Raw genomic sequence first — 12,850 nt, 5'->3', positions numbered from 1 at the left:
TCGACCAACAGAAATAGACCAGCAGTGGCTGAACCACCGCGAATCACCATAAGTCACGGTTAGATCACGCGCAAAACGATCGATTCACTCAGCGAAACGCTCGTCCAGCCAGGGTTGAGCGTCACCGTGCCGCGGCCGATCGACCGCGCGCACCAGTCTCAGTGGCGGGACCAGCCCTGAACCAGCAAGCGCGGCCAGGGCCTGCTGCTCGTCATCCCCCAGTTCCAAAGCGCCACCGCTGTCCTCCGGCACCCCCAGCAACACGGAAATGACGCAGTCCGAGCAGCCGGTCCCCCGCACCACACAGTCGTTGCAGTCCACACGCAAGATCTCCATGACAAGAGCATGGCGAGAGCGTCCGACAGTTTGTGTCGCGCCGGGTGCTGTCGCGCCGGTCGGATGCGGAGAGGGCCACTTTCGCAAACTGAATGTCGGACCCGCTCCCTACGGTCCGGGTCATGAGCGCGCACGCATTCCAACCCGCCCTCGACGAGGGCACCCCGTTGATCGACACGACCTTCGTGGTGGTCGACCTGGAAACGACCGGCAGCGGATCGGATGCGTCGATCACCGAGATCGGCGCCGTGAAGGTGCGCGGAGGCGAGGTCGTCGGAGAGTTCCAGACGCTGGTGGATCCACTGACACACATTCCGGCGCTCATCCAGGTCCTGACCGGCATCACGGACCGCATGGTGGCCGGCGCGCCGCGGCTCGGCGCGGTGCTGCCCGGGTTCCTCGAGTTTGTGGGCGATGCCGTCCTGGTCGCCCACAACGCCGGTTTCGATATCGGTTTCCTCAAGCGGGCGTGCGCCGCCCACGACGCGCCCTGGCCCGGGAACACCGTGATCGACACCGTCGGGCTGGCCCGCAGCGTGCTGCTGCGCGACGAGGTGCCCAACCACAAGCTCGCGACGCTGGCTCGTCATTTCTCGTCTCCGACGGCTCCCGACCACCGTGCGCTCACCGATGCTCGCGCGACGGTCGACGTGCTGCACGGGCTGATTGCCCGCATCGGCAATCTCGGTGTTCATTCGCTTGAGGATCTGAAGGAGTTCACCCGGCGTGTCCCCGCGCAGCGACGGGCCAAACGGACCTGGGCCGACGGTCTGCCCGAGTCCTGCGGCGTCTACTACTTCTACGACCATGTCGAGACGGACGAGGGGCGCGACCGGCGGATCCTCTACGTGGGCAAATCGGTCAATGTGCGGCGTCGGGTCCGCAGCTATTTCACGGCGGCAGAGACCCGTCGGCGCATGGACGAGATGGTGCGCGTCGCCGCCGGGGTGGATGCGGTGGTCTGCGCGACCCCGCTGCAGGCCGAGATCGTGGAGTTGCGGATGATTGCGCAGCATGCGCCGCGCTACAACCGGCGGTCGAAGAACCCACACAAGGTGCAGTGGCTCAAACTCACCCAGGAAGCTTTCCCCCGCCTCTCCGCCGTGCGCAAGGTGGCGGCGGACGGCGCTGCATACTTCGGGCCTTTCCGCACGCGCGACGGCCTCGAGCGGGTCGCGTCGGCTCTGCACGATGCGTATCCGATCCGTCGCTGCACGGATCGGCTGTCCCCGCGGCGGCCGCGAACCGCCTGCGCGCTGGCCGAGCTGGGTCGCTGTGTCGCGCCGTGCGATCGGTCAGTTTCCGAGGCGGAGTACGCAGCGCTGGTCGACCAGGTGCGTTCTGCTCTCGACGGCGATGTCCGCCCTGTCCTGTTGGCCGCACGCGATCGCGTGCAGCGGCTCATCGTGCAGGAGCGCTTCGAAGAAGCTGCTGAACTCCGGAGCCGACTGGAAGCGTGGACGGACGCGTCCGTGCGCCATCACCGGGTCGCCAGTCTGGCCGGTTGCGCACAGATCGTGGCCGCCGCACGCACCGAGGCAGGTTGGGAGATTCATGTCATCCGCCACGGACGCTTGGCCGGAGCGGCGGTCGCACGCCCCGGCGAGGTGCCGCAAGCAGTGGCGCGCGAAGCGCTCGCCCTGGCCGAAACCGTGCCTGCTCCCGTCGGCCCGCAGCCAGCCGGGACGGTGGAGGAGGCGGAGCGCGTTGCTGCGTGGCTGGAACGTCCGGGCGTGCGGCTGATCGAGATCGACGGCGACTGGTCCTGGCCCCGCTTTGCGGGCCTCGCGGAAGGGGAGCTCGCGCAGATCCTGCTCGGTCCGCGGCCCGACGATGACGGGCCGGACGATACGATCACCGCATGATCACTGCGATTGTCTTCGTGAATGCCGATGTGGCGCGCATCCCAGAGGTGGCCGAACAGATCGCCTCGCTTCCCGGTGTCACCGAGGTCTATTCCGTCACCGGCCAGATCGACCTGATCGCCATGATCCGTGTTCGTGACCACGACGGGGTCGCGTCGGTGGTCGCTGACAAACTCAGCAAGGTGGCAGGGGTCCTCAACACCGAAACGCACATCGCCTTCCGCGCCTATTCCTCGCACGACCTGGAAGCGGCCTTCTCCCTTGGCGGCTGACGCGGATCCCGTGCTGGGGCGTGAGCCCCGGACGCTGCGGTGGTGGGTCGTCGCGGCTGTCGTCACCACCGTGATCGCGCTCGGCGTCATCGTCGCGACCACACTCCTGTCCCGGCAACCGCCCTGGGACGCAGTCCCCGTTCCGACCGGGCAGCCCACCTGAGCAAGGCTGCTCAGAGGAGGAAACGCACTCCGATGAGCAGCAGACACCCAGCAGCGATCCCTACCAGACCTATCGTCTGCCAGCGCCCGCGATTCTCGCGCGGTGCGTACGCCAGCACGGCCCCCGCACCCGCTCCGGCAGCGATGGCGCCCAGCTGGCTGATCCAGCCCGGCACATATCCCATCACCACGCTGAATGCGACCATCAGCCCGAGCAGGATCAGGTCGCCCTTGATGTCCTCACCGAATCGATATTTCATGGCCGCCACAGCGGCCAGCATCCCGAGAATGGAGGCATAGGCGAGGGGGACGATGAACTCATAGGTCGGCATGAACAGCATCAGGGCCGTGGACCCGCCAAGGCCCGCGAGCACCAGCACCGCCAGCATGCGGCCCCGTCCCAACTCGCCCTCCACGCTGCGTCCCACCAGCCAGAGGAACAACAGACAGATCGCAGTGTTGAAGAGGCTGCCGCTCACCAGCAGGCCCGTGACCAGTCGCCACAGGTGACCGGCCATGACCCCTGGTCCGACATAACCCAGGAGTCCGGCGCCGGCGCCGCGCGCGACCAAGTCGACCAGACCCACCACACCGATCAGGATCATGACCACGACCGTGGTGCTGGCCGGGCCGCCGCTGAGTTTGATGCCCGCGAGCGAGCGCCCGCCCCGACTCCCACCGCCGACCCGCTTGCCCACCCGGTTCGTCACCGGCCGGGCCGCCATCTGCTGTTCCGCCACGCACACCGGGCACTGGAAACCCACCGAGGCAGGCACCATGCACTCGCCACAGATGGGCCGGTCGCACCGTTGGCAGTTGATGCCGGTCGTGCGCTCGGAGTGCCGGAAGCAGGGTTTGAAGCGGTCGGCATCGCGCGGGGCCGATTCGCCGCGGTCCTTGCCGGCGAATTCGTCCCAGGTGAAGTCAGGGCGGTCGTCGCTCATCGGATCAGGCCCCAGTGACCTCGACCGAGTTGATCACAACCGGCTCAGCCGGACGGTCCATCGGGCCGGTGCGGACCTTGGCAATGGCGTCGACGACGTCACGGCTCGCCTGGTCGGCGACCTCGCCGAAGATCGTGTGGCGGCGGTTGAGGTGCGGCGTCTGGGTGACGGTGATGAAGAACTGGGACCCGTTCGTGCCGGGCCCGGCATTCGCCATCGCCAACAGATAGGGCTTGTTGAACGCGAGCTCCGGGTGAAACTCGTCCCCGAACTTGTAGCCCGGGCCGCCCGTGCCCGTCCCCAACGGACAACCGCCCTGGATCATGAAGCCGTCGATCACCCGGTGGAAGGTCAGCCCGTCATAGAAGTTCCCCGTCGTGGGCTTCCCGGTCTCGGGGTCGGCGTACTCCTTCTGCCCGGTCGCCAGCCCCACGAAATTGGCCACGGTCTTGGGCGCATGGGTGTCGAGAAGGTTCACCACGATGTCGCCGTGGTTGGTGTGCAGGGTCGCGGTCGGTGCCACGTCGGCCCCTTTCTGTTGCTCGCTTGATCAGCGACCGGCAGGTCGCGGATTCCATCTTGGCACGCTCAGGCCAGCGGACCGGTTGAGCGTACGCCGCCCGACCCTGCCCGGACCCTGAAATTGTCCCCCGCCGCTTCCGTCGAAGACTCGAGCGGATAACGTGGCTGGAACTCCGGTCGGAGATCACCTCCCACCCGAGCACCAACCCACGGAGGACACGTGAAGAAGAAGAACGCCGCCGCAGAGACCACTCACACGGCCGCGGAAAACGCCGCGGCACTCCTCAACGAAGCCAAGGACAAGCTCGGCCCGTTGCTGGATCAGAGCAAGGACAGGATCACCCCGCTCCTGGACCAGAGCAAGGAAAGGCTCGCCCCGTTCGCCAACGAGGCGCGCGCACGTGGCACGGAATATGCGCACCAGGCAGCCGTTGCCGTCGCCCCCGCCCTCGCTGCCGCCAAGGGAGCAGCCAGGGAGCGTTATGACGACATGCTGCCGAAAGTGACGGAAGCCCTCGAGAACTTGGCGAACAACCCGAATGCCCAGGAGGCGCAGTTCCGGGGTGTTGCTGCCATCAAGGCGCTTCGCGGCGACCTGCAGCTGTCCAAGAAGGACAGGAAGAGGCTGCACCAGGAAAGCCTCGCGCAGATCCAGTCGCTCAAGGACACCGCGACCCCGAAGCGGAAGAAGAAGGGCAAGTTCCTCCCGCTCCTGTTGCTGGGTGCACTCGGTGGCTTGGCTTTCGTCGCCTGGAAGAAGTTTTTCGGCGCCCAGGAGACCGACTGGCAGACGCACACCGCGTCCGCTTATCAGTCGTCGACCGGCCAGCCCACGCCTGCGACCTCCGTGACGGAGCCGGCCGCGAGCTCGCCCGCAGCGGCTGCTGCCGCGGACACGACCGCAACCGCGCCGAAATACGGCGAGGGAGCGTACGTGGGTGCTGAGCCGCCGGAGGGCTACACCATCAAGGGCAACGAGCGTTCGAAGAAATACCACACGCCGGAGACCGGCGGTTATGAGCGCACGATCGCCGATGTCTGGTTCCAGTCCGAGGAGGCGGCCGAAGCCGCCGGCTTCGCGAAGGCCCAGCGCTGACCTGGACGAGCTGAACCGCTGAGGGGCGGGCCTCCCAAGGGAGGTCCGCCCTTCGCATGCCCGGACCGAGCCTGACCTTCCTATTCCGGAAGCAATAGTGCAAATCCGGTGCGAAAGAGTGCCGGTTCCCGGCCTTTCCAGGGTGAGACCTGCGAAAGGACCCGAGATGACCCGCACCCATCCCCCGACAACGCTGACCGGCGCCACCGGCCTGCTCTCGCGCGTGCCGACCGAGCGTGCAGTCCTCGCCCACGGAATGAACCAGGCAAGGGAGGACTGGACGTGGGTGACGGCGGCGCCCTTCCGCGCGCATGTGCGGCAGATCCTCTCCGTGACCCCACTGCCCTGGCGGGCGTTCGCCGGTCACGTCAGCGTCCCGGACAACGTGTTGCGCGGCCTGCTCGGACTGCGCAGACGACCCGTGCAGCGCATCGCACCCCACTACGCTCGCGCGCTGATCTCCGTGGACGCCGCAACCCTCCGATCCGATCTGCTGCGCCCCGTGTCACCGGAGGGCGCCCTCATCGCGGCCCGGTCGCTGCTGGCCGCGAACTGGTCGGTCGCCGACATCGCGACGGTGGCATCGCTGCCGCTCGAACGCCTCAGCGCGCTGCTCGATGGCCAGGATCTTCTCATCACCCGCAGGAACGAGCTCCTGGTGACAGCCGCGGCCCGCGCCCACGGTCATGACGAAGATGCGCCCGACACGGGCAGCCACTGTGCCGAACCTGCTGCGGCCTAGGGTGGCTGCGATGTGGACGATGGCGCTCGTCGCCGCGCTCGGCGTGCTCACGGGCTTGGCGACGGCCCCGGTTCTCCGCGCCCTCCCGGAGCCCGTCTCCGACGACGCACGGGACAAACCTCTTTATCGCACGCTGGCGACGAGCCGATTCGCGATCGCGACAGCTGCGTGCGCGATGGCCGCCGGCGCAGTGCTCGCGCTGAGGCTGCCACCGGCCGCCTGGGTCACGTGGCTGCCGCTCAGCACCGTCGGCATGCTGCTCGTGGCCATAGACGCCCGGACCACCTGGATGCCGTTGCCGCTCAGCCGAGCCCTCTGGCTCTCCACTCTGGTCGCCGGCGCCGCGCACGTCGCGCTCGCACCACCGGCTGACCGCGGACCGGTGGCCGTGCGCATGGCGTTGGGGGCGGCAGCGGTGGGCCTGTTCTTCTGGGTGTTCTGGCGCATGAGCGGCAGCTTGGGCTTCGGTGATGTCCGGTTGGCTCCGGTGTTGGGTGCGGTGACCGCTTCGATGTCGTGGTCGGCGCTGATCGCAGGGCTGCTCCTCGGCACGATCGCAGGCGCACTGCACGGCGTCGTCCGGCATGCCCGCGGTCGGCACGGCCCCTTTCCCTATGGGCCCGCGCTCACCCTGGGTGCGTTTCTCGGAGTCCTGGTCGCACGGTGAGACCGGGCCGAGACGCAGAAGGGCCATCGCCTCTCGCTCGTCAGGCTGTGGCGCTTTTCGCTGCTCGCGTCGCGCTCACCCAGTCCTCGAGCTTCGTCGCAGCGGTTCCGTCGGTCAGGACGGTCCGGGCCCGGAGAATGCGCTCCGCCAACTGTTCGTGGACCGGCACGTCCAGCTCCGGCCCTTCGAAAGCCAGGAGGGCGGCCGCCGCGTTCAGCACCACGATGTCCTGCACAGGACCATTTCGCCCTGCAAGCGTCTCGTGCAGAACCCAGGCATTGGTCTCGGGCGGTCCGCCGACAAGGTCCGCCACCTCCGCTCTCGGGAGTTCCACCTGCAGCGGGTCGAACACCGTCTCCCGGACCTCGCCGTCCCGGATCAACCACACCCGGGACGTGGTGGTGGTCGTCAGTTCGTCCAGCCCGTCCCCACCGTGGAAGATGAGGCCTCGGGCGCCCCGTCCGGCCAGCACGCCGGCGATGAGTGGCGCCATCCGCGGATCGGCCACTCCGATGGCCTGTGCGTTCGGCCGGGCCGGATTGGCCATCGGACCGAGGAAGTTGAACGTGGTGGACACGCCCAGCTCTCGACGGACCGGCGAGACGTGCCGCAGGGACGCGTGATAGCCGGCGGCGAAAAGGAAAACGAGGCCCGCGCGGTCCATCACACCCTGCTGAGCAGTTGGCGGAAGATCGAGGACCACGCCGATGTGCTCGAGCACGTCAGCGGTTCCGCACGCGGACGAGGCTGCGCGGTTGCCGTGCTTCACGACCTTGGCACCGGCCGCGGCGGCGGTAATGGCAGCCATGGTGGAAACGTTCACCGTGTTCGCCCGATCGCCACCGGTGCCGACGACATCGACTGCCTCGCGGTCCAGGGTGATCGGAGTGGCGAACTCAAGCATGACGTCGGCCATCGCCGACAGTTCCTCCACGGTCTCGCCCTTGGCCCGGAGCGCGACCGAGAAGCCGGCCACCTGCACCGGGCTGGCCGCGCCGAGCAGGATCTCCCCCATCGCCCATTGGACCTCAGCCGAGGTGAGGTCGAGGCCATTGATCAGCCGGGTGGTGAGGTCGGGCCACGTCGGAGTCGCCATCAGACGCGAGCCGGGGTCGCATCAAACCGCTGGCGCAGGAGCCCCGCAACGGCATCGGGCAGCGCCACCGGATCGATCGGGTGGGCAACCACCGCGTCAGCCCGCGACCACGTCGCCAGCCACGCGTCATCCAGTCGGCCCACCACGACGAGGATGGGCGGACAGTTCACGATCTCGTCCTTCACCTGCCGGCAGATCCCCATCCCCCCAGCGGGGACAGCCTCGCCGTCCAACACCGCCGTGTCGATTCCACCGGCGTCCATGGCCTGGATCACCGCACGTGGCGTCGCACATTCGACGACGCGGACCTTCGGCAGGTCAGCGGCCACTGTGGTGCCCATGGCGAGTCGGATCTGGTCACGCGTCGTGCGGTCGTCCGAATAGACGAGGACCGTCGCCTCGGCCTCGCTGGGCTGCTGTGCGCTCATTCTTCTTATCCCTCGGGGTTTCGATCGGCGGTGCCACCGCCAGGTCACCCGGGCTGCAAGTCGCGCGGCGGCAAGCCCGGTGGCAGCGCTCCGACTGTACGCCGCGCGCGCACCCAGTGCTGCCGCGCTCAGCATATCGACACTCCCCGGAGTCGCCAGCGCGGCATCGTGGCCTATCAACGCGACAATGGCAACGATCACGTCGCAACCGGTCCGAACCGCCCGAATGAGGTGACGGGGCCACAAAGTATGGCAATAATGTGCGCGTGGCTACTTCATCCGATACGACTCACTCGCTCCCGACGGGCGCGCTGCATCCCATCGCCAGGACCCGACTGAGCGGCGTCAAGGGCCGCCCGGACATGGTTTCGATCGGCGTGATCATCTGGCTCGCCTCCGAGTTGATGTTCTTCGCCGCGCTGTTCGCGGCGTACTTCACGATCCGCTCCGTCACGAACGCCGCCACCGGGGGCGAACTGTGGAACAGCGGCACCGCGATGCTGAACGTCCCCTTCGCTGCGGCTATCTCCGCGATCCTGGTCGCCTCCTCGGTCACCTGCCAGATGGGCGTGTTCGCGGCCGAGCGCGGTGATGTGAAGAAGCTGCGGATGTGGTACATCATCACCTTCCTCATGGGCTCGATCTTCATCGCCGGCCAGGTGTGGGAGTACGCGTCGCTGTTCGGCCACGGCATGTCCCCGCAGACCAATGTCTGGGGCTCGCTCTTCTTCCTCGCGACGGGTTTCCACGGCCTGCACGTGATCGGCGGCCTGGTCGCCTTCCTGTTCGTCTTGGCTCGCACCTATATGGCGCGCCGCTTCACGCACGAGCAGGCTGTGTCGGCGGTCGCGATCTCCTATTACTGGCACTTCGTCGACGTGGTCTGGATCGTTCTCTGGGCCGTCATCTACATCATCAAATGACAGCCACCCCGAGCATCCCCAGCACCGTGCACCTCCGCGTCCGCATCTGCCCGTCCGGCATGGTTCGCACGACGCACCACCGAAACAACCCGATCACGAAGGGAACCCCTCAGTGAGATTCCTGTCAGCCAAGCGCCGGCATCGCGCAGCACGGCCACTGCTGCTCATCATGGCGCTCTTCCTGCTCGGCGTCGTGTATGCGGGTTTCGCTCCCGCCGGCAAATCCAACGCAGACCAGACGAACACCACCGCGGTGCAGGCCGGCAAGGAACTCTTTGCGGTCGGTTGTTCCTCGTGCCACGGCCTGAACGCCGAGGGCACCTCCCAGGGTCCTTCGCTGGTCGGCGTCGGTGCCGCCGCGGTGGACTTCCAGGTGGGCACCGGTCGCATGCCGATGGCCGCCCCGGGTCAGCAGTTCCCGCGCAAGGACAACACCTACACGGACGCCGAGATCGAGCAGCTGGCCGCATACGTGTCCAGCCTGGGTCCCGGCCCGGGGATTCCTGCCCCCGAGGCGTACAGCCCCGACGGCCTCACGGAGCGTGAGATCGCCATCGGCGGCGAGCTCTTCCGCACCAACTGCTCTGCCTGCCACAACGTGGAGGGCCTCAGCGGCGCGCTGCCCAACGGCCGTCACGCACCGACTCTCAAGGGCGTCGACAACAAGCACATCTATGAGGCGCTGCGCACCGGCCCTCAGCAGATGCCGGTGTTCTCCAAGCAGAGCCTGACCGACGATGAGGTCCGGTCGATCATCGGTTACCTGAACAACATCCACAACGAGCCCAACCACGGTGGTTGGAGCCTCGGCGGCCTGGGCCCGGTCCAGGACGGCTTCTGGGTGTTCTTCGGCGGCATCGCCGTCCTCATCATCTTCGCGACCTGGATCGCCTCGAAGGGAGCACGGGCCAAGTGAGCACTACGCACAACGACAACCCGGGGAGGGCGCTCGACGCCCGACCCGCCCCCGACGCGAACGGCATCATCGAAGAACACCCCATCGATGACCCGGGCGTCGAGGCGCACATCGAGCGCCATGCCGATGTGGACGACAGCGCCGGGAGGCGCGCGACCCTGCAGGTCCTGACCTGCTTCGCGCTGGCGCCGCTCTTCGCTCTCGGCTTCGTCATCGCCTATTTCTGGCCCGGATTCGACCGGATGATCGTGGACTTCGGCCCGATCTATTCCAACGCGCAGCACTTGGTGATGGGCGGATTCCTCGGGTTCGCCGTGCTCCTGATCGGCATCGGGGCCATTCAGTGGGCCCGCGAGATCATGTACGACGGCGAGATGGTCGAGGAGCGCCACGGCGCGGCCTCGAGCGCCGAGGACCGCGCCGCCACCCTCGCCGAGGTCGACAAGGGCATCGAGGATTCGGGCATCAGCCGCCGCAAGGTGCTCGGCACCAGCCTCGTCGGCGCGATCGGTCTCACCGCCCTCGCTCCCCTGGTGATGCTCCTGGACGCCGGTCCGTGGCCTCTGCCTTCCCGGCGCCGCGAGACCATCGAGCGCACGATCTGGGATGCCGGCACCCCCGAGGAGCCGATCTATCTCGTCAACGACGTGACCCGCTCCCGCATCCGGGCCGCCGACATGGAGATCGGGCAGCTGATCAACGGCGAGCCCGAGAACCTCTGGGACCACCACGGCACCGACTTCCAGGTGGAGAAGGCCAAGGCAGCCATCATCATCGTGCGGATGGACCCGAACTCCATCAAGGTGCCCGACCGGCGCCAGGACTGGCACGTCGGCGGCATCCTTGCCTACTCCAAGATCTGCACCCACGTCGGGTGCCCGATCTCCCTCTGGGAGCAGCAGACCCACCACCTGCTGTGTCCCTGCCATCAGTCCACGTTCGACCTCGGCGATGCCGGCAAGGTCGTCTTCGGGCCGGCCGCCCGGGCGTTGCCCCAGCTGCCGATCACCGTTGACGACGAGGGTTACCTCATCGCGCGCAGTGACTTCACGGCGCCGGTCGGTCCCAGCTATTTCGAGCGCGACCTCTATCCCGACGACAAGGGCGAGTGATCACCAATGGCAAAGCCTGCACAGGTAAGCGAGACCGGTGGCGCTGTGGCGCAGTCGCCCGATGCCGCCCACCCGCTCAAGAAGCTCGGGCCCGCCGCCACTTGGGCGGACGACCGCCTCGGCTTGGCGTCCCTCGGCAAGAAGAACCTCCGGAAGGTCTTCCCGGACCACTGGTCCTTCCTGCTGGGTGAGGTGGCGCTCTATTCGTTCATCATCCTGCTCATCACCGGCGTCTTTTTGACCCTGTGGTTCAAGCCGTCCATGGCGGAGATCGAATACGACGGCAGCTATCAGCTGCTGCGTGGTCTCCACATGTCGGAGGCCTTCGCCTCCACCCTGGACATCTCCTTCGACATCAAGGGCGGTCTGCTGATCCGCCAGATGCACCACTGGGCCGCGCACCTCTTCATCGGTGCGATGTTCATCCACATGCTCCGCGTGTTCTTCACCGGCGCCTTCCGCAAGCCGCGTGAGATCAACTGGCTGCTCGGTGTGGGGCTTCTGTCGATGGGCATGGTCGAGGGCTTTGCCGGCTATTCGCTGCCGGACGATCTGCTCTCGGGCACCGGCCTGCGGTTCGCCGACGGCATGATCCGCTCGATCCCCATCGTGGGCACCTGGCTGGAGTTCTTCGTCTTCGCCGGCGAGTTCCCCGGTGAGCTCATCATCGCCCGGCTCTACATGGCGCACATTCTGTTGATCCCCGGGCTCCTGCTCGGTCTGATCGCAGCGCACATGGCGCTGGTCGTCTATCACAAGCACACCCAGTACCCCGGTCCGGGACGCACCGAGCGCAACGTCGTGGGCTACCCCCTGTTCCCGGTCTACATGGCCAAGGCGGGCGGCTTCTTCTTCATCGTGGCGGGCGTGATCACCCTCATGGGCGCGTTCCTCCAGATCAACCCGGTGTGGACGATCGGCCCGTACAACCCGGCGCAGGTGACCGCGGGCTCGCAGCCCGACTGGTACATGGGCCCGGCTGAAGGCGCGGTCCGCATCATGCCGGGCTGGGAGTGGCATCTCTTCGGCACCACGTGGTCCTGGAACATCTTCCTTCCGGGCGTCGGTCTGCTCGGGCTGCTGTTCACCTCTGCGGCGCTCTATCCGTTCTTCGAGCGGTGGATCACCAAGGATCACCGCGAGCACCACATCCTGCAGTACCCGTGGCAGAACCCGAACCGCACGGCCTTCGGCGTTGCCGCCATCACCTGCTATCTGCTCTTCCTGATCGCAGGCGGCAACGACATCATCGCCGTGATGTTCTCCGTGTCCTTGAACGCGGTGACCTACTTCCTGCGGGTCGCGGTGTTCGTGGTGCCGGTCATCGCGTTCATGATCACGAAGCGGATCTGCATCGGCATCCAGCGCAGCCACCAGGAGCGTCTGCTCCACGGCTCCGAGTCCGGAAACATGGAGCGGTCGGCGACCGGCGAGTACTTCGAACACCACGTGCCGATCTCGGACGACGAGGCATACACGCTGACCTACGACAACGACGTGGTGCCCATCGAACCGGGCGCGGCAGAGGATGCTGCCGGGGTCGCGGTCAAGGGCGGCGTCAGCAAGCGTCGTGCTCGTCTCCATCGCTGGTATTTCGGTGACAACGTCCGCAAGCCTTCCCGCGCAGAGGTCGAGGAGGCCCGTTCCCACGGCCACCACGACGACACGCCGGAGCTGACTGACCACAAGCACTGACAGCGTCGAACCGAGAGCGGCCCGGACCCACTGCGGTCCGGGCCGCTCTTGCTTTCCCCGCTCCCCCACCGCGC

15 protein-coding genes are annotated in these 12,850 nt (G+C 67.2%); 10 read left to right on the top strand and 5 right to left on the bottom strand.

Features of this window, described 5'->3' with window-relative positions:
* Positions 1–84 precede the first annotated feature (84 nt).
* Positions 85–336, bottom strand: a complete 252-nt coding sequence (locus tag ACQ260_RS09260) for a hypothetical protein (RefSeq protein WP_432559140.1) — start codon at positions 334–336, stop codon at positions 85–87.
* A 122-nt stretch (positions 337–458) separates the two neighbouring features.
* Between ACQ260_RS09260 and ACQ260_RS09255 the strand changes: the two genes are divergently transcribed.
* The 3 genes from ACQ260_RS09255 to ACQ260_RS09245 are packed head-to-tail and all read left to right on the top strand — an operon-like array spanning position 459 to position 2,636.
* Positions 459–2,201 (top strand): DEDD exonuclease domain-containing protein, encoded by a 1,743-nt coding sequence (locus ACQ260_RS09255; RefSeq protein WP_432559139.1) that lies wholly within the window; start codon positions 459–461, stop codon positions 2,199–2,201.
* Entirely contained in the window at positions 2,198–2,473 is a 276-nt protein-coding gene (locus tag ACQ260_RS09250) for an Lrp/AsnC family transcriptional regulator (protein ID WP_432559138.1), read from the top strand. The genes ACQ260_RS09255 and ACQ260_RS09250 overlap by 4 nt, the downstream gene beginning before the upstream one ends.
* A complete protein-coding gene (locus ACQ260_RS09245) occupies positions 2,463–2,636 on the top strand; it encodes a hypothetical protein (protein ID WP_432559137.1) in 174 nt (57 codons plus the stop codon). The genes ACQ260_RS09250 and ACQ260_RS09245 overlap by 11 nt, the downstream gene beginning before the upstream one ends.
* Before the next feature lie 10 nt (positions 2,637–2,646).
* Here the strand turns inward: ACQ260_RS09245 and ACQ260_RS09240 are convergent, their stop codons facing one another.
* Together ACQ260_RS09240 and ACQ260_RS09235 are read right to left on the bottom strand one after the other, a co-directional pair.
* On the bottom strand, positions 2,647–3,579 hold the full coding sequence (locus tag ACQ260_RS09240; protein WP_432559136.1) for a rhomboid family intramembrane serine protease: 933 nt from the start codon (positions 3,577–3,579) through the stop codon (positions 2,647–2,649).
* Positions 3,580–3,583: 4 nt separating this feature from the next.
* Positions 3,584–4,102: a peptidylprolyl isomerase gene (locus tag ACQ260_RS09235; protein ID WP_432559135.1), complete on the bottom strand. Its 519-nt coding sequence runs from the start codon at positions 4,100–4,102 to the stop codon at positions 3,584–3,586.
* Between the two features lie 219 nt (positions 4,103–4,321).
* On the opposite strand from ACQ260_RS09235, the gene ACQ260_RS09230 reads away from it, so the two are divergent.
* The 3 genes from ACQ260_RS09230 (at position 4,322) to ACQ260_RS09220 (ending at position 6,606) form a co-directional block, all read left to right on the top strand.
* Positions 4,322–5,197, top strand: coding sequence for a sunset domain-containing protein (locus ACQ260_RS09230; protein ID WP_432559134.1), 876 nt, complete (start codon positions 4,322–4,324; stop codon positions 5,195–5,197).
* 166 nt (positions 5,198–5,363) lie between these two features.
* Positions 5,364–5,939, top strand: a complete 576-nt coding sequence (locus tag ACQ260_RS09225) for a hypothetical protein (RefSeq protein WP_432559133.1) — start codon at positions 5,364–5,366, stop codon at positions 5,937–5,939.
* Between the two features lie 10 nt (positions 5,940–5,949).
* Complete coding sequence (locus ACQ260_RS09220) at positions 5,950–6,606, top strand: prepilin peptidase (RefSeq protein WP_432559132.1); 657 nt, start codon at positions 5,950–5,952, stop codon at positions 6,604–6,606.
* A gap of 40 nt (positions 6,607–6,646) precedes the next feature.
* Here ACQ260_RS09220 and trpD read toward each other — a convergent pair whose 3' ends face one another.
* Together trpD and ACQ260_RS09210 are read right to left on the bottom strand one after the other, a co-directional pair.
* Positions 6,647–7,702 carry an anthranilate phosphoribosyltransferase gene (gene trpD / locus ACQ260_RS09215; protein ID WP_432559131.1) on the bottom strand — a complete coding sequence of 352 codons (1,056 nt, stop codon included), beginning with the start codon at positions 7,700–7,702 and terminating at the stop codon, positions 6,647–6,649.
* Positions 7,702–8,130 (bottom strand): hypothetical protein, encoded by a 429-nt coding sequence (locus tag ACQ260_RS09210; protein ID WP_432559130.1) that lies wholly within the window; start codon positions 8,128–8,130, stop codon positions 7,702–7,704. The genes trpD and ACQ260_RS09210 overlap by 1 nt, the downstream gene beginning before the upstream one ends.
* Positions 8,131–8,396: 266 nt before the next feature.
* On the opposite strand from ACQ260_RS09210, the gene ctaE reads away from it, so the two are divergent.
* The 4 genes from ctaE to qcrB all read left to right on the top strand — a co-directional run bounded on the left by ctaE (position 8,397) and on the right by qcrB (position 12,776).
* Entirely contained in the window at positions 8,397–9,053 is a 657-nt protein-coding gene (gene ctaE / locus ACQ260_RS09205; protein ID WP_432559129.1) for an aa3-type cytochrome oxidase subunit III, read from the top strand.
* Positions 9,054–9,165: 112 nt separating this feature from the next.
* A complete protein-coding gene (gene qcrC, locus ACQ260_RS09200; RefSeq protein WP_432559128.1) occupies positions 9,166–9,969 on the top strand; it encodes a cytochrome bc1 complex diheme cytochrome c subunit in 804 nt (267 codons plus the stop codon).
* Between the two features lie 65 nt (positions 9,970–10,034).
* Entirely contained in the window at positions 10,035–11,081 is a 1,047-nt protein-coding gene (qcrA, locus tag ACQ260_RS09195; RefSeq protein WP_432559284.1) for a cytochrome bc1 complex Rieske iron-sulfur subunit, read from the top strand.
* Positions 11,082–11,087: 6 nt separating this feature from the next.
* Complete coding sequence (qcrB, locus tag ACQ260_RS09190) at positions 11,088–12,776, top strand: cytochrome bc1 complex cytochrome b subunit (protein WP_432559127.1); 1,689 nt, start codon at positions 11,088–11,090, stop codon at positions 12,774–12,776.
* Positions 12,777–12,850 lie beyond the last annotated feature (74 nt).

The organism is Ammonicoccus luteus (assembly GCF_050880385.1).
Taxonomy (GTDB): Bacteria; Actinomycetota; Actinomycetes; order Propionibacteriales; family Propionibacteriaceae; genus Enemella.
Note: the sequence above shows the minus strand (reverse complement) of the source record. Positions and strands in the feature narration are given on the sequence as shown.

Coding starts and splice junctions, on each gene's coding strand:
- ACQ260_RS09250 (WP_432559138.1), top strand. CDS start 2,198: ATGATCACTGCGATTGTCTTCGTGAATGCCGATGTGGCGCGCATCCCA.
- ACQ260_RS09220 (WP_432559132.1), top strand. CDS start 5,950: ATGTGGACGATGGCGCTCGTCGCCGCGCTCGGCGTGCTCACGGGCTTG.
- qcrB (WP_432559127.1), top strand. CDS start 11,088: ATGGCAAAGCCTGCACAGGTAAGCGAGACCGGTGGCGCTGTGGCGCAG.
- ACQ260_RS09255 (WP_432559139.1), top strand. CDS start 459: ATGAGCGCGCACGCATTCCAACCCGCCCTCGACGAGGGCACCCCGTTG.
- ACQ260_RS09210 (WP_432559130.1), bottom strand. CDS start 8,130: ATGAGCGCACAGCAGCCCAGCGAGGCCGAGGCGACGGTCCTCGTCTAT.
- ACQ260_RS09260 (WP_432559140.1), bottom strand. CDS start 336: ATGGAGATCTTGCGTGTGGACTGCAACGACTGTGTGGTGCGGGGGACC.
- ACQ260_RS09225 (WP_432559133.1), top strand. CDS start 5,364: ATGACCCGCACCCATCCCCCGACAACGCTGACCGGCGCCACCGGCCTG.
- ACQ260_RS09240 (WP_432559136.1), bottom strand. CDS start 3,579: ATGAGCGACGACCGCCCTGACTTCACCTGGGACGAATTCGCCGGCAAG.
- trpD (WP_432559131.1), bottom strand. CDS start 7,702: ATGGCGACTCCGACGTGGCCCGACCTCACCACCCGGCTGATCAATGGC.